The organism is Vagococcus sp. JNUCC 83, assembly GCF_053667615.1.
Genome location: NZ_CM132204.1, coordinates 2,076,918 through 2,096,719, shown reverse-complemented (window position 1 = coordinate 2,096,719; position 19,802 = coordinate 2,076,918). Strand labels below are relative to the sequence as shown.

Here is a 19,802-nt window from a genome sequence, read left to right as displayed (position 1 = left end):
GATTAATAATTCCCCTCATTGAATGTGACAGGTGAAGATATAATGTTATAAAATTCTTGAGTAGCGATAGTATTTGATTTGTTCGTTAAGTACTGGTTGCTAAAATAAATAATCATATCACTAGCATCATCATTGAAAATAACAGTAGGCTCATAACCTCTAAAAATACCATGTCCCCAGAAAATAGCAGGTTCATTTTGATTGATTACTTTTCTATAAACACCTGATTTATAATAAGTAGTACCATATGGAAGATCTTTTATCCACGTCATTTTTATATTATTTAAATCTTCAAATTGTCCATCCATGAGTGCTTGAACAACTATAGCAAAGTCTTTAGGTGATACATACATGTTTCCTGTTCCTAATTCTCTTGTATAGGCATAATCAGGTATATCACTTTTTTTAGGTGTGCCATTTTCTTCATACACGGGAACAAGATGTGTAGTGTTTGAAAGCTCTGTGTAAAATCCAGTTTGTTTTAAATTAAGAGGTTCCTTGACTACTTTATTAAAATAATCTTCATATGATTGTCCAGTTATTTTTTCAATAATCATGGCTAGTAAACCAAAATTAACAGGTGAGTAATCCCAGTCTGTTGAATTTTGATGTGTTGTGGTTTTTAATATATACTGTTCCCAGTCTTTCTGGGTTTTAATGGTAGTTGGTGCTTTTCCAGTATCTAATTTTAATCCTGATGTCATAGATAACATACTATCTATAGTAATTTGATCACTTCCAGGGATTTCAGGATAAAATTTATTGAGTGTGGTTTCTAATGTAAGTTTGTTTTCTGAAATAAGAGTTGAAACCAATATCGCCGTATAAAATTTTTGGATAGAAGCAATCATGTATGTGCTTTCTTGTGCTTTCCAAGGTACGTCCGTTGCGTAGCCAAATGAATTGTACATGACGACTTGATTATTTTTTATTGCTAGCAATGTACCTGAAAGTTCTCTAGAAGCAATGTCTTGTTCTAACTTGTCTTTCAATGGTTTTAGTAATAGAGGAGTTTCTGCCGAAGTATCAAAATTAGTTCTTGGTACAAAAGAAGATGCCTCTGTACTAATGTCAGACGAAGAGCTTGTTTCACTTTGCTCAGCAGATGAAGAAGAGAATGTCATCTCTTCTTTCTTTGTTTGATCTGCCAAGCCGATAATTTTATTTGGATACAAAATAAATATAGTAACAACTAAACTAAGTGTTGCTAGTATGCCTATTAAAAAAAATAAGAAACTTAACCATTTTTGTTTTCTTTTTAATCGGTCGTATTCTATACGTGATTTTTTCATATATTATCCCTCTGTTTCTGTTAATAAGATGTTTGAAATAAAAAAACAGCATTATTTTATGCTGTTTTTTATGGAGCGCCATACCCTCACAAAAATATTTGCTTTTTCGACATTGTTTTTGGTAATCACTTTGCTTGTTGCTTTATTACTATCTGTCTTTTCGAGATATCCTAATGAATCATTTGTATCTGTAGTCACTTGTTTACCAACTACTTCTCTCTGTTTTAATGGTGCTGACAAAGTTTCAGAATTTGAAATGTACAATTGCTTTAAATCGCTTTGTTGTTTATTGACCCACAGATAAGCGTCATCTTTTATTATTAGAGGAACGGTTTCTGTCTTACCTTTATTTACGTTAACTTTTGCGACAACAGAGGGATTATGTTGTTTATTGACTGCTTGATATTCCCAAGTATCATTAACATAGTTTAAAAGATTTTTAGTGACCTCGAAGCGATTATAATTTTCATCAACATTCATCACGACAGTTATAATCCGATGGTTATTTTGAACAGTTGATCCGATAAAGCAAGCACCTGCATTGGGTGTTGTTCCTGTTTTTAATCCATCAACTCCTTTAGTGTAATAATACATTTCAGGTAGCATTAAATTAGAAGACCAAAAAGTTTCTTCTTTATCTGTCCCTGCAAATAAAGTAAAGTGAGGTTCTTTGGTAATTTCTAAAACTTGTGGGTAATCAGCTATTAGGTGTCTTGCAACAATAACCATATCCTTTGCTGACATAATATTACTATCTTCATCTTTTGATTCAGGATAGCGATCTTCTTTTAATAAATCTTGAGTATCTAAACCTGATGCAGAAATAAATTGAGCATCTTTAATTCCCCAATCTTTCACTTTTTGATTCATTTCATCAACAAATTTTTGTTCGCTCCCAGAAATGAAACGAGCTAAAGCAGTTGTAGAGACATTAGATGAAGAAATAAGCATTGCTTTTAAATTATCTTCAACAGTATATGTCTGATTTTTATGAATTGGAATATTAGATAAGTTTGGATCATCAGTTAATTTTATTAAAGCATCATCAAAAGGCACGCTATCTTTCCAATTAACTTTTCCGTCTTCAACAGCTTCATAAACAAGGTATGCTGATAATAATTTAGTCATAGAAGCTATAGGAAGAGAAGATGTGCTATTTTTTTCATAAAGAATTTTTCCAGTATCAAAATCAACTGCAATTGCAGCCCGAGCGGGTATAGTGAAATCGGCTTCTTCAGCATAATTGGTCAAAGGAAAAATGAAAATAATAGAGATTAGCGAAATAACGATGTGTACGAGGTACCGGTTTATTTTTTTCATTAACAAATCTCCTAAAATTTTTTACTGCAACTAACTTAACAAATTACTGTATAGAAAACAATAGTATTCTTTAAAATGCACAAAAAATTTAAGAACGATTTGTAGCATCAATAGGTAAGTGTATAGTGAATGATGTCCAATCATTATTTGATGTTGCATATATGTATCCACCATGTAATGCAATAATGCTTTGTGCAATTGCTAAGCCTAACCCAGTTCCCCCAGTTTGTTGAGAACGAGATTCTTCTACACGATAAAAACGATCAAATAAATGGTCTAAAGCTTCTTGAGGTATTGAATCACCGTCATTTTTAACAACAATCACAGCTTCACTGCCAATTTTTTCAGAAGTAATAATAATTTGTGTCCCATTTGTACCGTATTTTAGTGCATTAGATAGAAGGTTGTCAAAAACACGAACTAATTTTTCTGTATCTCCGACCATTACCAATGAATCTTCTTGCGGCAGAAAGTCAATCACACGCGATTTTTTTGATGCTTCCAGTTCATAGTCTACGGTTAATTGTTCAATGAGTTGATTCATATCAAATGTCATAGCATTAAGAGGAACGTTTGATTGTCTAACTTTTGTGTACTCAAATAAATCATCAACTAATACTTTCATCTGTCTTGATTTTAAATAAGCTGTGTGAGTGTATTTTAATAATTCTTCTTCATTGTGATATTTTCTTTCTTCTATTAAGCCTAAATAGCCAATGATAGATGTTAGAGGAGTTCTAATATCATGACTCACATTGGTAATAAGTTCATCCTTAGATTGCTCAATACGACGCTCTTCTTCAAGAGCTTCTACTGTACTATCGACTAAAGCATTAATACTTGTAATTAATCGTCCAAGATCCCCTTTTAATTCAAAAGGAATTCTGTGATCGTAATGACCGTTAGATATATAATGGAGTTCACTAATGATATGTTGCTGTTGCATTTGCTTATAACGACGAATTAAACGCCAATATAATATAATAATATCAGCAATAACCATAAGGAAAATTAAAGGTTTTTGCCAGAACATTGGAGGTCTAGGATCATAAAAAATATTATATTGAATATTCCACATAAATCTGTCGATAGGTAAAGATGTATTAACAATTTGGTCAATGAGAATATATAAAGCTAAGTTTAAAAGTATAAGTAGGATGATTGTGATTATACCTTCAATAATTAATTCACTTGTTTCTTTAGAGGTTAGTTTGATACGATTTTTTTTTTCATCATCCTTCAATTTTGTAACCTACTCCCCAAACTGTTTGAATAACTTTTTCCCCATTAGTTGCTTCTTCAATTTTGTCTCTTAGGTGGCTAACATGAACCATAACCGTTTTAGCAGAAACTAAACTTTCTTGTTGCCAAACTCGCTCAAAGATTTCTTCCGCACTAAATACACGGTTAGGGTGGCTAGCTAGTAAGTATAATATGCCAAATTCTAATGCGGTCAGTTGAATTTTTACTCCTTGATCAGTTTCAACTTCATGTGAGTCTTTTTTTATAATGAGTGGACCTACTTCCAATAAATCAGGAATTTCGGTTTGAACTTGCATGTTTGTTCTTCTGAGTAATGATTTAACACGAGCCATGATTTCAAGAGGATTAAAAGGTTTGGTAACATAATCATCCGCCCCAGTGATTAAACCTTGTATTTTATCCATATCAGTTGTTTTTGCTGTTAGCATAATAATAGGAATCTGTGAGTCTTTTCTTAATTCTTTCACGACTTCTAAACCATCCATTTTAGGCATCATTATGTCTAAAATTAATAGTGAAATATCAGGGTTGGTAATAATTTTACTCAAAGCTTCTTTTCCATCATATGCTTTAATTACATCATAGCCTTCATTTTTTATGTAGATGCTTAATAATTCAACAATTTCTTTATCATCGTCTGCGACTAATATTTTCATTGAGATATTCCTCCTAAGAATAGTAATTATCTATTAACTATTGTTTATTGTATCAAATTTTTATAAAGAAAGAACTTTTAGTCATCTATGTTTACCTTTTTTTAAAAGGTAAACAGTTTAATAACATCTTTTTTTATTTATTTTAAAAAATGTGTTGACATTTTAATCTTCTGCATGGTATTCTGATTTAGTTGCTTCGTCAATAACTTTTGTTAAAAAATAATTTTGAAAAAGTTGTTGACAATAAGATAACAACTTGGTATGATATAAAAGTTGTTACGGCAACGAAGTTTAGACCTTTGAAAACTGAACAAAGTAAGACAAACCAAATGTGTAGGGCGTTTCTACTATGTAGAAACAAACCATATTTAGTGAATAATATTCGCTAGCAAGTTTTAAACAAATGAGCTTAAACATCGTAAGATGTTAATCAACTTTTTATTGAGAGTTTGATCCTGGCTCAGGACGAACGCTGGCGGCGTGCCTAATACATGCAAGTCGAACGCATTTCTTTTCACCGGAGCTTGCTCCACCGAAAAGAAATGAGTGGCGGACGGGTGAGTAACACGTGGGCAACCTGCCCACCAGAGGGGGATAACACTTGGAAACAGGTGCTAATACCGCATAATTGCTTTTGCTGCATGGCAAAAGTATAAAAGACGCTTTCGGGTGTCACTGGTGGATGGGCCCGCGGTGCATTAGTTAGTTGGTGGGGTAACGGCCTACCAAGACCGTGATGCATAGCCGACCTGAGAGGGTGATCGGCCACACTGGGACTGAGACACGGCCCAGACTCCTACGGGAGGCAGCAGTAGGGAATCTTCGGCAATGGACGAAAGTCTGACCGAGCAACGCCGCGTGAGTGAAGAAGGTTTTCGGATCGTAAAACTCTGTTGTTAGAGAAGAACAAGTGATAGAGTAACTGTTATCACCTTGACGGTATCTAACCAGAAAGCCACGGCTAACTACGTGCCAGCAGCCGCGGTAATACGTAGGTGGCAAGCGTTGTCCGGATTTATTGGGCGTAAAGCGAGCGCAGGCGGTCTTTTAAGTCTGATGTGAAAGCCCTCGGCTCAACCGAGGAAGGTCATTGGAAACTGGAGGACTTGAGTGCAGAAGAGGAGAGTGGAATTCCATGTGTAGCGGTGAAATGCGTAGATATATGGAGGAACACCAGTGGCGAAGGCGACTCTCTGGTCTGTAACTGACGCTGAGGCTCGAAAGCGTGGGGAGCAAACAGGATTAGATACCCTGGTAGTCCACGCCGTAAACGATGAGTGCTAAGTGTTGGAGGGTTTCCGCCCTTCAGTGCTGCAGTTAACGCATTAAGCACTCCGCCTGGGGAGTACGGCCGCAAGGCTGAAACTCAAAGGAATTGACGGGGGCCCGCACAAGCGGTGGAGCATGTGGTTTAATTCGAAGCAACGCGAAGAACCTTACCAGGTCTTGACATCCTTTGACCACTCTAGAGATAGAGCTTTCCCTTCGGGGACAAAGTGACAGGTGGTGCATGGTTGTCGTCAGCTCGTGTCGTGAGATGTTGGGTTAAGTCCCGCAACGAGCGCAACCCTTATTGTTAGTTGCCATCATTCAGTTGGGCACTCTAGCGAGACTGCCGGTGACAAACCGGAGGAAGGTGGGGATGACGTCAAATCATCATGCCCCTTATGACCTGGGCTACACACGTGCTACAATGGACAGTACAATGAGTTGCGAGACCGCGAGGTTTAGCTAATCTCTTAAAGCTGTTCTCAGTTCGGATTGTAGGCTGCAACTCGCCTACATGAAGCCGGAATCGCTAGTAATCGTGGATCAGCATGCCACGGTGAATACGTTCCCGGGCCTTGTACACACCGCCCGTCACACCACGAGAGTTTGTAACACCCAAAGTCGGTGAGGTAACCTTTTGGAGCCAGCCGCCTAAGGTGGGATAGATGATTGGGGTGAAGTCGTAACAAGGTAGCCGTATCGGAAGGTGCGGCTGGATCACCTCCTTTCTAAGGATAATTACGGAAAACACATTTTGTCTTTACTTTGTTCAGTTTTGAGAGGTCTACTCTCAAAAAGTATTTGTTCATTGAAAACTGGATAGTTGAAGTTAGATATCAATATAAACCGAGAACACCGCGTTGAATAGTTTCTTTTAAAGAACTGTGAAATGTGTTAATAATTATCTATCGCTAGGTAGTTATTAATAAAAAACAAGCTAACCGTTAGGTTAGAAAAGGTTAAGTGAATAAGGGCGCACGGTGGATGCCTTGGCACTAGAAGCCGATGAAGGACGGGACTAACACCGATATGCTTCGGGGAGCTGTAAGTAAGCTATGATCCGGAGATTTCCGAATGGGGGAACCCAATATCTTTTATAGGATATTATCTAATAGTGAATACATAGCTATTAGAAGGTAGACGCAGAGAACTGAAACATCTAAGTACCTGCAGGAAGAGAAAGAAAAATCGATTTCCTTAGTAGCGGCGAGCGAAACGGAAACAGCCCAAACCAACAAGCTTGCTTGTTGGGGTTGTAGGACTCAGCTGTGGTAGCTGTTGTGGATAGTCGAATCGACTTGGAAAGGTCAGCCGTAGCGGGTAAAAGCCCCGTAGACGAAATTGACAACACACCTATGAGTATCCTGAGTACGGCGGAACACGAGAAATTCCGTCGGAATCCGGGAGGACCATCTCCCAAGGCTAAATACTCTCTAGTGACCGATAGTGAACCAGTACCGTGAGGGAAAGGTGAAAAGCACCCCGGAAGGGGAGTGAAATAGAACCTGAAACCGTGTGCTTACAAGAAGTTAGAGCCCGTTAATGGGTGATAGCGTGCCTTTTGCAGAATGAACCGGCGAGTTACGATAGCATGCGAGGTTAAGCTGAAGAAGCGGAGCCGTAGCGAAAGCGAGTCTGAATAGGGCGAATGAGTATGTTGTCGTAGACCCGAAACCATGTGACCTACCCATGTCCAGGTTGAAGGTGTGGTAAAACGCACTGGAGGACCGAACCCACGTACGTTGAAAAGTGCGGGGATGAGGTGTGGGTAGCGGAGAAATTCCAAACGAACTTGGAGATAGCTGGTTCTCTCCGAAATAGCTTTAGGGCTAGCCTCGGATTTGAGAATGATGGAGGTAGAGCACTGTTTGGACTAGGGGCCCGTCTTGGGTTACCGAATTCAGATAAACTCCGAATGCCATTCATTTATATCCGGGAGTCAGACAGTGAGTGATAAGATCCATTGTCGAAAGGGAAACAGCCCAGACCACCAGCTAAGGTCCCAAAATACATGTTAAGTGGAAAAGGATGTGAGGGTGCACAAACAACTAGGATGTTGGCTCAGAAGCAGCCACCATTTAAAGAGTGCGTAATAGCTCACTAGTCGAGTGCCCTTGCGCCGAAAATGTACCGGGGCTAAACATGTTACCGAAGCTGTGGATAGAACCTTTGGTTCTATGGTAGGAGAGCGTTCTAAGGGCGTTGAAGCTGGATCGTAAGGACTGGTGGAGCGCTTAGAAGTGAGAATGCCGGTATGAGTAGCGAAAGACAGGTGAGAATCCTGTCCACCGAATGACTAAGGTTTCCTGGGGAAGGCTCGTCCTCCCAGGGTTAGTCGGGACCTAAGCTGAGGCCGATAGGCGTAGGCGATGGACAACAGGTTGAGATTCCTGTACTCGTTTGTTTTGTTTGAACAATGGAGGGACACAGGAGGCTATGGGATCGTGCGACTGGAAGTGCACGTTCAAGCAACAAGTCTTGATAAGAGTTAAATGCTTTTATCTTTAAGGACGAGTTGTGATGAGTAGGGAAATAAAGTACCGAAGTCTCAATGTCACACTGTCAAGAAAAGCTTCTAGTTAGAAACAAATGACCCGTACCGCAAACCGACACAGGTAGTCGAGGAGAGAATCCTAAGGTGAGCGAGAGAACTCTCGTTAAGGAACTCGGCAAAATGACCCCGTAACTTCGGGAGAAGGGGTGCTGAACGCAAGTTCAGCCGCAGTGAATAGGCCCAAGCGACTGTTTATCAAAAACACAGGTCTCTGCAAAATCGAAAGATGACGTATAGGGGCTGACGCCTGCCCGGTGCTGGAAGGTTAAGAGGATGGGTTAGCAATAGCGAAGCTCAAAATTGAAGCCCCAGTAAACGGCGGCCGTAACTATAACGGTCCTAAGGTAGCGAAATTCCTTGTCGGGTAAGTTCCGACCCGCACGAAAGGCGTAACGATTTGGGCACTGTCTCAACGAGAGACTCGGTGAAATTTTAGTACCTGTGAAGATGCAGGTTACCCGCGACAGGACGGAAAGACCCCATGGAGCTTTACTGTAGTTTGATATTGAATGTTTGTGACATATGTACAGGATAGGTAGGAGCCGTAGAAGTCGGAACGCTAGTTTCGATGGAGGCGCTGGTGGGATACTACCCTTGTGTTATGACCATTCTAACCCGCACCACTTATCGTGGTGGGAGACAGTGTCAGATGGACAGTTTGACTGGGGCGGTCGCCTCCCAAAAGGTAACGGAGGCGCCCAAAGGTTCCCTCAGAATGGTTGGAAATCATTCGTAGAGTGCAAAGGCAGAAGGGAGCTTGACTGCGAGAGCTACAACTCGAGCAGGGACGAAAGTCGGGCTTAGTGATCCGGTGGTTCCGCATGGAAGGGCCATCGCTCAACGGATAAAAGCTACCCTGGGGATAACAGGCTTATCTCCCCCAAGAGTTCACATCGACGGGGAGGTTTGGCACCTCGATGTCGGCTCGTCGCATCCTGGGGCTGTAGTCGGTCCCAAGGGTTGGGCTGTTCGCCCATTAAAGCGGCACGCGAGCTGGGTTCAGAACGTCGTGAGACAGTTCGGTCCCTATCCGTCGCGGGCGTTGGAAATTTGAGAGGAGCTGTCCTTAGTACGAGAGGACCGGGATGGACATACCTCTGGTGTACCAGTTGTTCTGCCAAGGGCATTGCTGGGTAGCTATGTATGGACGGGATAAACGCTGAAAGCATCTAAGCGTGAAGCCCCCCTCAAGATGAGATTTCCCATTCCTTTAAGGAAGTAAGACCCCTGAAAGATGATCAGGTAGATAGGCTAGGAGTGGAAGTACAGTGATGTATGGAGCGGACTAGTACTAATCGGTCGAGGACTTAACCAAGATAGCGGTGGAAGAATATATTGATACTAACAAAACATCCAGTTTTGAGTGAATAAACACTCAACAGAAATAAAAAGTGCGGTGGCGATGGCAAGAAGGATACACCTGTAACCATGCCGAACACAGAAGTTAAGCTTCTTAGCGCCGAGGGTAGTGAAGGGTTTCCCTTTGTGAGAGTAGGACGTTGCCGTGCTTTTATTTTTATCATGATGGAGGTTTAGCTCAGCTGGGAGAGCACCTGCCTTACAAGCAGGGGGTCAGCGGTTCGATCCCGTTAACCTCCATAAGATTTGACTCGTTAGCTCAGTTGGTAGAGCATCTGACTTTTAATCAGAGGGTCACTGGTTCGAGCCCAGTACGGGTCATTACTATAATAAGCTATAATACGAAGGGAAAGCATTCGTATTAAATTTTGCCGGCTTAGCTCAGTTGGTAGAGCATCTGATTTGTAATCAGAGGGTCGAGGGTTCAAGTCCTTTAGCCGGCATCTATAAGCGGAAGTAGTTCAGTGGTAGAACATCACCTTGCCAAGGTGGGGGTCGCGGGTTCGAACCCCGTCTTCCGCTTTTATAAGTTCTAGCCGGGGTGGCGGAACTGGCAGACGCACAGGACTTAAAATCCTGCGGTGAGTGATCACCGTACCGGTTCGATTCCGGTCCTCGGCATCAAACATAGCGCCCATAGCTCAACTGGATAGAGTGTCTGACTACGGATCAGAAGGTTAGGGGTTCGACTCCTCTTGGGCGCGTTTAATTTAATACGGGAAGTAGCTCAGCTTGGTAGAGCACTTGGTTTGGGACCAAGGGGTCGCAGGTTCGAATCCTGTCTTCCCGATTTTGAGAATTTTCTCAAAAAATTAAAAAAAGTTGTTGACAATAAGATAACAACTTGGTATGATATAAAAGTTGTTACGGCAACGAAGTTTAGACCTTTGAAAACTGAACAAAGTAAGACAAACCAAATGTGTAGGGCGTTTCTACTATGTAGAAACAAACCATATTTAGTGAATAATATTCGCTAGCAAGTTTTAAACAAATGAGCTTAAACATCGTAAGATGTTAATCAACTTTTTATTGAGAGTTTGATCCTGGCTCAGGACGAACGCTGGCGGCGTGCCTAATACATGCAAGTCGAACGCATTTCTTTTCACCGGAGCTTGCTCCACCGAAAAGAAATGAGTGGCGGACGGGTGAGTAACACGTGGGCAACCTGCCCACCAGAGGGGGATAACACTTGGAAACAGGTGCTAATACCGCATAATTGCTTTTGCTGCATGGCAAAAGTATAAAAGACGCTTTCGGGTGTCACTGGTGGATGGGCCCGCGGTGCATTAGTTAGTTGGTGGGGTAACGGCCTACCAAGACCGTGATGCATAGCCGACCTGAGAGGGTGATCGGCCACACTGGGACTGAGACACGGCCCAGACTCCTACGGGAGGCAGCAGTAGGGAATCTTCGGCAATGGACGAAAGTCTGACCGAGCAACGCCGCGTGAGTGAAGAAGGTTTTCGGATCGTAAAACTCTGTTGTTAGAGAAGAACAAGTGATAGAGTAACTGTTATCACCTTGACGGTATCTAACCAGAAAGCCACGGCTAACTACGTGCCAGCAGCCGCGGTAATACGTAGGTGGCAAGCGTTGTCCGGATTTATTGGGCGTAAAGCGAGCGCAGGCGGTCTTTTAAGTCTGATGTGAAAGCCCTCGGCTCAACCGAGGAAGGTCATTGGAAACTGGAGGACTTGAGTGCAGAAGAGGAGAGTGGAATTCCATGTGTAGCGGTGAAATGCGTAGATATATGGAGGAACACCAGTGGCGAAGGCGACTCTCTGGTCTGTAACTGACGCTGAGGCTCGAAAGCGTGGGGAGCAAACAGGATTAGATACCCTGGTAGTCCACGCCGTAAACGATGAGTGCTAAGTGTTGGAGGGTTTCCGCCCTTCAGTGCTGCAGTTAACGCATTAAGCACTCCGCCTGGGGAGTACGGCCGCAAGGCTGAAACTCAAAGGAATTGACGGGGGCCCGCACAAGCGGTGGAGCATGTGGTTTAATTCGAAGCAACGCGAAGAACCTTACCAGGTCTTGACATCCTTTGACCACTCTAGAGATAGAGCTTTCCCTTCGGGGACAAAGTGACAGGTGGTGCATGGTTGTCGTCAGCTCGTGTCGTGAGATGTTGGGTTAAGTCCCGCAACGAGCGCAACCCTTATTGTTAGTTGCCATCATTCAGTTGGGCACTCTAGCGAGACTGCCGGTGACAAACCGGAGGAAGGTGGGGATGACGTCAAATCATCATGCCCCTTATGACCTGGGCTACACACGTGCTACAATGGACAGTACAATGAGTTGCGAGACCGCGAGGTTTAGCTAATCTCTTAAAGCTGTTCTCAGTTCGGATTGTAGGCTGCAACTCGCCTACATGAAGCCGGAATCGCTAGTAATCGTGGATCAGCATGCCACGGTGAATACGTTCCCGGGCCTTGTACACACCGCCCGTCACACCACGAGAGTTTGTAACACCCAAAGTCGGTGAGGTAACCTTTTGGAGCCAGCCGCCTAAGGTGGGATAGATGATTGGGGTGAAGTCGTAACAAGGTAGCCGTATCGGAAGGTGCGGCTGGATCACCTCCTTTCTAAGGATAATTACGGAAAACACATTTTGTCTTTACTTTGTTCAGTTTTGAGAGGTCTACTCTCAAAAAGTATTTGTTCATTGAAAACTGGATAGTTGAAGTTAGATATCAATATAAACCGAGAACACCGCGTTGAATAGTTTCTTTTAAAGAACTGTGAAATGTGTTAATAATTATCTATCGCTAGGTAGTTATTAATAAAAAACAAGCTAACCGTTAGGTTAGAAAAGGTTAAGTGAATAAGGGCGCACGGTGGATGCCTTGGCACTAGAAGCCGATGAAGGACGGGACTAACACCGATATGCTTCGGGGAGCTGTAAGTAAGCTATGATCCGGAGATTTCCGAATGGGGGAACCCAATATCTTTTATAGGATATTATCTAATAGTGAATACATAGCTATTAGAAGGTAGACGCAGAGAACTGAAACATCTAAGTACCTGCAGGAAGAGAAAGAAAAATCGATTTCCTTAGTAGCGGCGAGCGAAACGGAAACAGCCCAAACCAACAAGCTTGCTTGTTGGGGTTGTAGGACTCAGCTGTGGTAGCTGTTGTGGATAGTCGAATCGACTTGGAAAGGTCAGCCGTAGCGGGTAAAAGCCCCGTAGACGAAATTGACAACACACCTATGAGTATCCTGAGTACGGCGGAACACGAGAAATTCCGTCGGAATCCGGGAGGACCATCTCCCAAGGCTAAATACTCTCTAGTGACCGATAGTGAACCAGTACCGTGAGGGAAAGGTGAAAAGCACCCCGGAAGGGGAGTGAAATAGAACCTGAAACCGTGTGCTTACAAGAAGTTAGAGCCCGTTAATGGGTGATAGCGTGCCTTTTGCAGAATGAACCGGCGAGTTACGATAGCATGCGAGGTTAAGCTGAAGAAGCGGAGCCGTAGCGAAAGCGAGTCTGAATAGGGCGAATGAGTATGTTGTCGTAGACCCGAAACCATGTGACCTACCCATGTCCAGGTTGAAGGTGTGGTAAAACGCACTGGAGGACCGAACCCACGTACGTTGAAAAGTGCGGGGATGAGGTGTGGGTAGCGGAGAAATTCCAAACGAACTTGGAGATAGCTGGTTCTCTCCGAAATAGCTTTAGGGCTAGCCTCGGATTTGAGAATGATGGAGGTAGAGCACTGTTTGGACTAGGGGCCCGTCTTGGGTTACCGAATTCAGATAAACTCCGAATGCCATTCATTTATATCCGGGAGTCAGACAGTGAGTGATAAGATCCATTGTCGAAAGGGAAACAGCCCAGACCACCAGCTAAGGTCCCAAAATACATGTTAAGTGGAAAAGGATGTGAGGGTGCACAAACAACTAGGATGTTGGCTCAGAAGCAGCCACCATTTAAAGAGTGCGTAATAGCTCACTAGTCGAGTGCCCTTGCGCCGAAAATGTACCGGGGCTAAACATGTTACCGAAGCTGTGGATAGAACCTTTGGTTCTATGGTAGGAGAGCGTTCTAAGGGCGTTGAAGCTGGATCGTAAGGACTGGTGGAGCGCTTAGAAGTGAGAATGCCGGTATGAGTAGCGAAAGACAGGTGAGAATCCTGTCCACCGAATGACTAAGGTTTCCTGGGGAAGGCTCGTCCTCCCAGGGTTAGTCGGGACCTAAGCTGAGGCCGATAGGCGTAGGCGATGGACAACAGGTTGAGATTCCTGTACTCGTTTGTTTTGTTTGAACAATGGAGGGACACAGGAGGCTATGGGATCGTGCGACTGGAAGTGCACGTTCAAGCAACAAGTCTTGATAAGAGTTAAATGCTTTTATCTTTAAGGACGAGTTGTGATGAGTAGGGAAATAAAGTACCGAAGTCTCAATGTCACACTGTCAAGAAAAGCTTCTAGTTAGAAACAAATGACCCGTACCGCAAACCGACACAGGTAGTCGAGGAGAGAATCCTAAGGTGAGCGAGAGAACTCTCGTTAAGGAACTCGGCAAAATGACCCCGTAACTTCGGGAGAAGGGGTGCTGAACGCAAGTTCAGCCGCAGTGAATAGGCCCAAGCGACTGTTTATCAAAAACACAGGTCTCTGCAAAATCGAAAGATGACGTATAGGGGCTGACGCCTGCCCGGTGCTGGAAGGTTAAGAGGATGGGTTAGCAATAGCGAAGCTCAAAATTGAAGCCCCAGTAAACGGCGGCCGTAACTATAACGGTCCTAAGGTAGCGAAATTCCTTGTCGGGTAAGTTCCGACCCGCACGAAAGGCGTAACGATTTGGGCACTGTCTCAACGAGAGACTCGGTGAAATTTTAGTACCTGTGAAGATGCAGGTTACCCGCGACAGGACGGAAAGACCCCATGGAGCTTTACTGTAGTTTGATATTGAATGTTTGTGACATATGTACAGGATAGGTAGGAGCCGTAGAAGTCGGAACGCTAGTTTCGATGGAGGCGCTGGTGGGATACTACCCTTGTGTTATGACCATTCTAACCCGCACCACTTATCGTGGTGGGAGACAGTGTCAGATGGACAGTTTGACTGGGGCGGTCGCCTCCCAAAAGGTAACGGAGGCGCCCAAAGGTTCCCTCAGAATGGTTGGAAATCATTCGTAGAGTGCAAAGGCAGAAGGGAGCTTGACTGCGAGAGCTACAACTCGAGCAGGGACGAAAGTCGGGCTTAGTGATCCGGTGGTTCCGCATGGAAGGGCCATCGCTCAACGGATAAAAGCTACCCTGGGGATAACAGGCTTATCTCCCCCAAGAGTTCACATCGACGGGGAGGTTTGGCACCTCGATGTCGGCTCGTCGCATCCTGGGGCTGTAGTCGGTCCCAAGGGTTGGGCTGTTCGCCCATTAAAGCGGCACGCGAGCTGGGTTCAGAACGTCGTGAGACAGTTCGGTCCCTATCCGTCGCGGGCGTTGGAAATTTGAGAGGAGCTGTCCTTAGTACGAGAGGACCGGGATGGACATACCTCTGGTGTACCAGTTGTTCTGCCAAGGGCATTGCTGGGTAGCTATGTATGGACGGGATAAACGCTGAAAGCATCTAAGCGTGAAGCCCCCCTCAAGATGAGATTTCCCATTCCTTTAAGGAAGTAAGACCCCTGAAAGATGATCAGGTAGATAGGCTAGGAGTGGAAGTACAGTGATGTATGGAGCGGACTAGTACTAATCGGTCGAGGACTTAACCAAGATAGCGGTGGAAGAATATATTGATACTAACAAAACATCCAGTTTTGAGTGAATAAACACTCAACAGAAATAAAAAGTGCGGTGGCGATGGCAAGAAGGATACACCTGTAACCATGCCGAACACAGAAGTTAAGCTTCTTAGCGCCGAGGGTAGTGAAGGGTTTCCCTTTGTGAGAGTAGGACGTTGCCGTGCTTTTATTTTTATCATGATGGAGGTTTAGCTCAGCTGGGAGAGCACCTGCCTTACAAGCAGGGGGTCAGCGGTTCGATCCCGTTAACCTCCATAAGATTTGACTCGTTAGCTCAGTTGGTAGAGCATCTGACTTTTAATCAGAGGGTCACTGGTTCGAGCCCAGTACGGGTCATATATGCGGGTGTGGCGGAATTGGCAGACGCACTAGATTTAGGATCTAGCGCCTAACGGCGTGGGGGTTCAAGTCCCTTCACCCGCATTACTATATTTGCCGGCTTAGCTCAGTTGGTAGAGCATCTGATTTGTAATCAGAGGGTCGAGGGTTCAAGTCCTTTAGCCGGCATCTATAAGCGGAAGTAGTTCAGTGGTAGAACATCACCTTGCCAAGGTGGGGGTCGCGGGTTCGAACCCCGTCTTCCGCTTTTATAAGTTCTAGCCGGGGTGGCGGAACTGGCAGACGCACAGGACTTAAAATCCTGCGGTGAGTGATCACCGTACCGGTTCGATTCCGGTCCTCGGCATCAAACGTAGCGCCCATAGCTCAACTGGATAGAGTGTCTGACTACGGATCAGAAGGTTAGGGGTTCGACTCCTCTTGGGCGCGTTGTTTTAATAGTATTTATTTACGCGGTGTAGCTCAGCTGGCTAGAGCGTCCGGTTCATACCCGGGAGGTCGGGGGTTCGATCCCCTCCGCCGCGATAATTACGACCTTTGGACCTTTAGCTCAGTTGGTTAGAGCTCCCGGCTCATAACCGGGCGGTCGTAGGTTCGAGTCCTACAAGGTCCATTGTTAAAATATTATGGAGGATTACCCAAGTCCGGCTGAAGGGAACGGTCTTGAAAACCGTCAGGTGTGTAAAAGCACGCAAGGGTTCGAATCCCTTATCCTCCTTATTAATATCGCGGAGTGGAGCAGCTAGGTAGCTCGTCGGGCTCATAACCCGAAGGTCACAGGTTCAAATCCTGTCTCCGCAATAGGTTCCGTGGTGTAGGGGTTAACATGCCTGCCTGTCACGCAGGAGATCGCGGGTTCGATTCCCGTCGGGACCGTTTTAAAATTAGCGGGTGTAGTTTAGTGGTAAAACTACAGCCTTCCAAGCTGTTGTCGCGAGTTCGATTCTCGTCACCCGCTTTAAAAAGAATAGGGCCTATAGCTCAGCTGGTTAGAGCGCACGCCTGATAAGCGTGAGGTCGATGGTTCGAGTCCATTTAGGCCCATTATCAAAAATATTTTAAGTATGGCCCGTTGGTCAAGCGGTTAAGACACCGCCCTTTCACGGCGGTAACACGGGTTCGATTCCCGTACGGGTCATTTGTAACATTTTATTGTGGAGGATTACCCAAGTCCGGCTGAAGGGAACGGTCTTGAAAACCGTCAGGTGTGTAAAAGCACGCAAGGGTTCGAATCCCTTATCCTCCTTATTAATATCGCGGAGTGGAGCAGCTAGGTAGCTCGTCGGGCTCATAACCCGAAGGTCACAGGTTCAAATCCTGTCTCCGCAATAGGTTCCGTGGTGTAGGGGTTAACATGCCTGCCTGTCACGCAGGAGATCGCGGGTTCGATTCCCGTCGGGACCGTCAATAATGGCGCAGTAGCTCAGTTGGTAGAGCAACGGATTGAAGCTCCGTGTGTCGGCAGTTCGATTCTGTCTTGCGCCATTTAAATTAGCGGGTGTAGTTTAGTGGTAAAACTACAGCCTTCCAAGCTGTTGTCGCGAGTTCGATTCTCGTCACCCGCTTTAAAAGAATAGGGCCTATAGCTCAGCTGGTTAGAGCGCACGCCTGATAAGCGTGAGGTCGATGGTTCGAGTCCATTTAGGCCCATTGTTTTATAATAGGAGAAGTACTCAAGTGGCTGAAGAGGTGCCCCTGCTAAGGGTATAGGTCGGGTAACTGGCGCGAGGGTTCAAATCCCTCCTTCTCCATTACTATTACTATAATAAGAAATAAGGCCCGTTGGTCAAGCGGTTAAGACACCGCCCTTTCACGGCGGTAACACGGGTTCGAGTCCCGTACGGGTCATAAACTTGAAATTGTGTATACAATTTCAAGTTTTTTTTTACATAAAAACATGTTTGGAGGTAATTTATGGGTACGAAAGAAAAACTTTCATATAGGGAGAAATTGTATATTGGTATCATGGTATTTGGTTTATTTTTTGGAGCCGGTAATTTGATTTTTCCTATTCAAATGGGACAAGAAGCAGGAGCCAATGTTTTACTCGCTAATAATGGATTTTTAATTTCAGCTATTGGAATTCCTTTTTTAGCCATTATTTCTTTTGGGGCGACTGGTACAAATAAAATATTTGAATTGGCACAAAAAGTATCGATGCGTTTTGCTTACTTTTTTACAATTGTTTTATACTTGATAATAGGTCCAGTATTTGCCATGCCAAGACTAGCAACTACTTCATATGAGATGTCACTTGCTTCTTTTATTCCGGAAGATAAAGCTACTTTGTCATTATTTATATTTAGTGTAATATTTTTTTTATTGGTTTTATTATTTTCATTTAGACCAAGTAGAATATTAGATTATATTGGAAAATATTTAACGCCATTATTTCTATTATTATTGAGTTTTTTAGTCATAGTTAGTTTTTTCAAACCTATGGGATCTATTAAAAGTGCGCCAATTCAACCCGCATATGCATCGACTCCATTTGTGGAAGGTTTTTTAGGAGGTTATAACACTCTAGATGCTTTAGCAGGACTAGCATTTGGTGCTATAATTATTGAGAGTGTTAAAGGATTGGGCATTCAAAAAAAATCTAGAATAGCTATTGAAACAATGAAATCAGGTGTGTTTGGTATTGTTCTGATGGGAATTATTTATACACTATTATCCTTAATGGGGACTATGAGTTTGGGGACGTTGTCTCTGAATAAAAATGGAGGAGTTACTCTGTCACAATTAGCTGATTTTTATCTGGGAGTTCCTGGCAGTATTTTATTAGGATTAATTGTTATTATCGCGTGTTTGAAAACGGCGATAGGTTTGGCAACTTCTTTTGGAAAAGCTTATTCAGAAATGTTCTCTGAAAAGCATTATTTATCTTTTGTTGTAGGATGTTTAGCTGTTTCATTAATGATTTCAAATGTAGGGTTAAATATGATTATTACAGCATCTATTCCGGTATTAATGTTTATTTATCCTTTGGCTATGGTATTGATAGTATTATCATTAGCTAGTAAATGGGCTGATAAAATTCCAAATTGTTATAAAATAACTATGGGTTTTACAATGATTTCATCAATCTTAGATGCTATTAGAGTACTGCCTGATGGAATGAAAGAAAACCATGTTATTTCAACTATTTTAAGTTTTTCTGAACAATCCATTCCATTTTTTACTAGCGGGTTAAGTTGGATCATATTTGCTAGTATTGGAATATTGGTGTCATTATTACTGACTATTGGAAGTAAAAGAAAACCATCGAGCATTTAAGCTGGATGGTTTTTTTGTTTTATAAGTAATATTTTTTTGAAACACTTAAGTCATCATTTAATTCATAAACGAGTGGTTGTCCAGTTGGAATTTCTAAAGACATAATATCTTCATCAGAAATATTTTCAATATGTTTAGCTAACGCTCTTAATGAGTTACCATGAGCTGCTACTAAAACTACTTCGTCTTTTAATAGTGATGGTGCAATATAATCATTCCAAAATGGTAATGCTCGTTCTAGTGTAACTTTTAAATTTTCACCTTCAGGAATTGCACGTTTGTCTAGATAGCGATATTTAGGGTCATGAGTAGATGACTCAGGACTATCTGGATCAAGTAAAGGAGGAAGTGTATCATAAGAACGTCTCCAGAGTTGTACTTGATCAGCACCATATTTTTCTGCTGTTTCTGCTTTATTTAAACCTTGCAACGCACCATAGTGACGCTCGTTTAAACGCCAAGATTTAATTTCAGGAGTAGAGAGTTGATCTGATTCTTCTAAAACATAATGACATGTTTTAATGGCACGTTTTAGGTATGAGGTATAAGCTGTGTCAAAAAGAATACCAGCATCTTTGATTTTTTTTCCAGCTTCTTTTGCTTCGTTTACACCTTGTTCACTTAAGTCAACATCTACCCATCCAGTAAATAAATTTAATGAGTTCCAAACACTTTGTCCGTGTCTAATAAAAACTAATGTTTTCATTTATTTCATCACC

General features: G+C 43.1%; 5 protein-coding genes, 30 tRNA genes, 6 rRNA genes and 2 pseudogenes. 37 read left to right on the top strand and 6 right to left on the bottom strand.

Annotated features, from left to right (window positions below; translation table 11 throughout):
- Window positions 1-2 precede the first annotated feature (2 nt).
- From JNUCC83_RS10275 to croR, 5 genes and pseudogenes are all read right to left on the bottom strand, one after another.
- Window positions 3-1,292, bottom strand: a complete 1,290-nt coding sequence (locus JNUCC83_RS10275) for a serine hydrolase domain-containing protein (protein ID WP_454459887.1) — start codon at window positions 1,290-1,292, stop codon at window positions 3-5.
- Between the two features lie 51 nt (window positions 1,293-1,343).
- Window positions 1,344-2,612, bottom strand: a complete 1,269-nt coding sequence (locus JNUCC83_RS10270; protein ID WP_454459886.1) for a serine hydrolase — start codon at window positions 2,610-2,612, stop codon at window positions 1,344-1,346.
- Between the two features lie 88 nt (window positions 2,613-2,700).
- A pseudogene (locus JNUCC83_RS10265) lies at window positions 2,701-3,603 on the bottom strand (sensor histidine kinase); the annotation flags it as partial.
- A gap of 30 nt (window positions 3,604-3,633) precedes the next feature.
- Window positions 3,634-3,774, bottom strand: a pseudogene (locus JNUCC83_RS12465) (hypothetical protein); the annotation flags it as partial.
- A 70-nt stretch (window positions 3,775-3,844) separates the two neighbouring features.
- Window positions 3,845-4,531 carry a response regulator transcription factor CroR gene (gene croR / locus JNUCC83_RS10260; RefSeq protein WP_454459884.1) on the bottom strand — a complete coding sequence of 229 codons (687 nt, stop codon included), beginning with the start codon at window positions 4,529-4,531 and terminating at the stop codon, window positions 3,845-3,847.
- Between the two features lie 437 nt (window positions 4,532-4,968).
- Here croR and JNUCC83_RS10255 point away from each other — a divergent pair.
- From JNUCC83_RS10255 to brnQ, 37 genes are all read left to right on the top strand, one after another.
- Window positions 4,969-6,528, top strand: a 16S ribosomal RNA gene (locus tag JNUCC83_RS10255).
- Between the two features lie 229 nt (window positions 6,529-6,757).
- Window positions 6,758-9,669, top strand: a 23S ribosomal RNA gene (locus JNUCC83_RS10250).
- A 77-nt stretch (window positions 9,670-9,746) separates the two neighbouring features.
- Window positions 9,747-9,862: ribosomal RNA gene (gene rrf / locus JNUCC83_RS10245) — 5S ribosomal RNA — on the top strand.
- Window positions 9,863-9,880: 18 nt separating this feature from the next.
- A tRNA-Val gene (locus tag JNUCC83_RS10240) sits at window positions 9,881-9,953 on the top strand.
- Window positions 9,954-9,961: 8 nt separating this feature from the next.
- A tRNA-Lys gene (locus JNUCC83_RS10235) sits at window positions 9,962-10,034 on the top strand.
- 49 nt (window positions 10,035-10,083) lie between these two features.
- Window positions 10,084-10,156, top strand: a tRNA-Thr gene (locus JNUCC83_RS10230).
- A 7-nt stretch (window positions 10,157-10,163) separates the two neighbouring features.
- Window positions 10,164-10,235, top strand: a tRNA-Gly gene (locus JNUCC83_RS10225).
- Window positions 10,236-10,248: 13 nt separating this feature from the next.
- Window positions 10,249-10,334 (top strand) — tRNA-Leu (locus JNUCC83_RS10220).
- A 9-nt stretch (window positions 10,335-10,343) separates the two neighbouring features.
- Window positions 10,344-10,417 (top strand) — tRNA-Arg (locus JNUCC83_RS10215).
- A 12-nt stretch (window positions 10,418-10,429) separates the two neighbouring features.
- Window positions 10,430-10,503 (top strand) — tRNA-Pro (locus tag JNUCC83_RS10210).
- 235 nt (window positions 10,504-10,738) lie between these two features.
- A 16S ribosomal RNA gene (locus JNUCC83_RS10205) occupies window positions 10,739-12,298 on the top strand.
- A 229-nt stretch (window positions 12,299-12,527) separates the two neighbouring features.
- Window positions 12,528-15,439 (top strand): 23S ribosomal RNA (locus tag JNUCC83_RS10200).
- A gap of 77 nt (window positions 15,440-15,516) precedes the next feature.
- Window positions 15,517-15,632 (top strand): 5S ribosomal RNA (gene rrf, locus JNUCC83_RS10195).
- The 16S, 23S and 5S rRNA genes sit together here with 30 tRNA genes alongside, the layout of an rRNA operon.
- Before the next feature lie 18 nt (window positions 15,633-15,650).
- Window positions 15,651-15,723, top strand: a tRNA-Val gene (locus JNUCC83_RS10190).
- A gap of 8 nt (window positions 15,724-15,731) precedes the next feature.
- Window positions 15,732-15,804 (top strand) — tRNA-Lys (locus tag JNUCC83_RS10185).
- A 5-nt stretch (window positions 15,805-15,809) separates the two neighbouring features.
- Window positions 15,810-15,891, top strand: a tRNA-Leu gene (locus JNUCC83_RS10180).
- An 11-nt stretch (window positions 15,892-15,902) separates the two neighbouring features.
- Window positions 15,903-15,975 (top strand) — tRNA-Thr (locus JNUCC83_RS10175).
- Between the two features lie 7 nt (window positions 15,976-15,982).
- Window positions 15,983-16,054 (top strand) — tRNA-Gly (locus tag JNUCC83_RS10170).
- 13 nt (window positions 16,055-16,067) lie between these two features.
- Window positions 16,068-16,153: transfer RNA gene (locus JNUCC83_RS10165), tRNA-Leu, on the top strand.
- Window positions 16,154-16,162: 9 nt separating this feature from the next.
- Window positions 16,163-16,236 (top strand) — tRNA-Arg (locus tag JNUCC83_RS10160).
- A gap of 22 nt (window positions 16,237-16,258) precedes the next feature.
- Window positions 16,259-16,332 (top strand) — tRNA-Met (locus JNUCC83_RS10155).
- 14 nt (window positions 16,333-16,346) lie between these two features.
- A tRNA-Ile gene (locus tag JNUCC83_RS10150) sits at window positions 16,347-16,420 on the top strand.
- 15 nt (window positions 16,421-16,435) lie between these two features.
- Window positions 16,436-16,525: transfer RNA gene (locus tag JNUCC83_RS10145), tRNA-Ser, on the top strand.
- A 9-nt stretch (window positions 16,526-16,534) separates the two neighbouring features.
- Window positions 16,535-16,608: transfer RNA gene (locus tag JNUCC83_RS10140), tRNA-Met, on the top strand.
- Between the two features lie 2 nt (window positions 16,609-16,610).
- Window positions 16,611-16,683 (top strand) — tRNA-Asp (locus JNUCC83_RS10135).
- A gap of 11 nt (window positions 16,684-16,694) precedes the next feature.
- A tRNA-Gly gene (locus JNUCC83_RS10130) sits at window positions 16,695-16,765 on the top strand.
- 12 nt (window positions 16,766-16,777) lie between these two features.
- Window positions 16,778-16,851: transfer RNA gene (locus JNUCC83_RS10125), tRNA-Ile, on the top strand.
- Between the two features lie 22 nt (window positions 16,852-16,873).
- Window positions 16,874-16,945 (top strand) — tRNA-Glu (locus JNUCC83_RS10120).
- 18 nt (window positions 16,946-16,963) lie between these two features.
- Window positions 16,964-17,053, top strand: a tRNA-Ser gene (locus tag JNUCC83_RS10115).
- Window positions 17,054-17,062: 9 nt separating this feature from the next.
- Window positions 17,063-17,136 (top strand) — tRNA-Met (locus JNUCC83_RS10110).
- A gap of 2 nt (window positions 17,137-17,138) precedes the next feature.
- Window positions 17,139-17,211: transfer RNA gene (locus JNUCC83_RS10105), tRNA-Asp, on the top strand.
- Between the two features lie 8 nt (window positions 17,212-17,219).
- A tRNA-Phe gene (locus JNUCC83_RS10100) sits at window positions 17,220-17,292 on the top strand.
- A 9-nt stretch (window positions 17,293-17,301) separates the two neighbouring features.
- A tRNA-Gly gene (locus JNUCC83_RS10095) sits at window positions 17,302-17,372 on the top strand.
- Between the two features lie 11 nt (window positions 17,373-17,383).
- Window positions 17,384-17,457, top strand: a tRNA-Ile gene (locus JNUCC83_RS10090).
- A gap of 13 nt (window positions 17,458-17,470) precedes the next feature.
- Window positions 17,471-17,558: transfer RNA gene (locus JNUCC83_RS10085), tRNA-Ser, on the top strand.
- 25 nt (window positions 17,559-17,583) lie between these two features.
- Window positions 17,584-17,655, top strand: a tRNA-Glu gene (locus JNUCC83_RS10080).
- Between the two features lie 66 nt (window positions 17,656-17,721).
- The gene (gene brnQ, locus JNUCC83_RS10075; protein ID WP_454459883.1) at window positions 17,722-19,083 is read left to right on the top strand and encodes a branched-chain amino acid transport system II carrier protein; all 1,362 of its coding nucleotides are present in this window, start codon (window positions 17,722-17,724) and stop codon (window positions 19,081-19,083) included.
- A 19-nt stretch (window positions 19,084-19,102) separates the two neighbouring features.
- Here brnQ and gpmA read toward each other — a convergent pair whose 3' ends face one another.
- Window positions 19,103-19,789, bottom strand: a complete 687-nt coding sequence (gene gpmA, locus JNUCC83_RS10070; RefSeq protein ID WP_454459882.1) for a 2,3-diphosphoglycerate-dependent phosphoglycerate mutase — start codon at window positions 19,787-19,789, stop codon at window positions 19,103-19,105.
- Between the last annotated feature and the right edge of the window lie 13 nt (window positions 19,790-19,802).

Excerpts from the sequence above, each read along its gene's own strand:
- JNUCC83_RS10275 (WP_454459887.1), bottom strand. The coding sequence starts at position 1,292 with ATGAAAAAATCACGTATAGAATACGACCGATTAAAAAGAAAACAAAAA.
- JNUCC83_RS10270 (WP_454459886.1), bottom strand. The coding sequence starts at position 2,612 with ATGAAAAAAATAAACCGGTACCTCGTACACATCGTTATTTCGCTAATC.
- croR (WP_454459884.1), bottom strand. The coding sequence starts at position 4,531 with ATGAAAATATTAGTCGCAGACGATGATAAAGAAATTGTTGAATTATTA.
- brnQ (WP_454459883.1), top strand. The coding sequence starts at position 17,722 with ATGGGTACGAAAGAAAAACTTTCATATAGGGAGAAATTGTATATTGGT.
- gpmA (WP_454459882.1), bottom strand. The coding sequence starts at position 19,789 with ATGAAAACATTAGTTTTTATTAGACACGGACAAAGTGTTTGGAACTCA.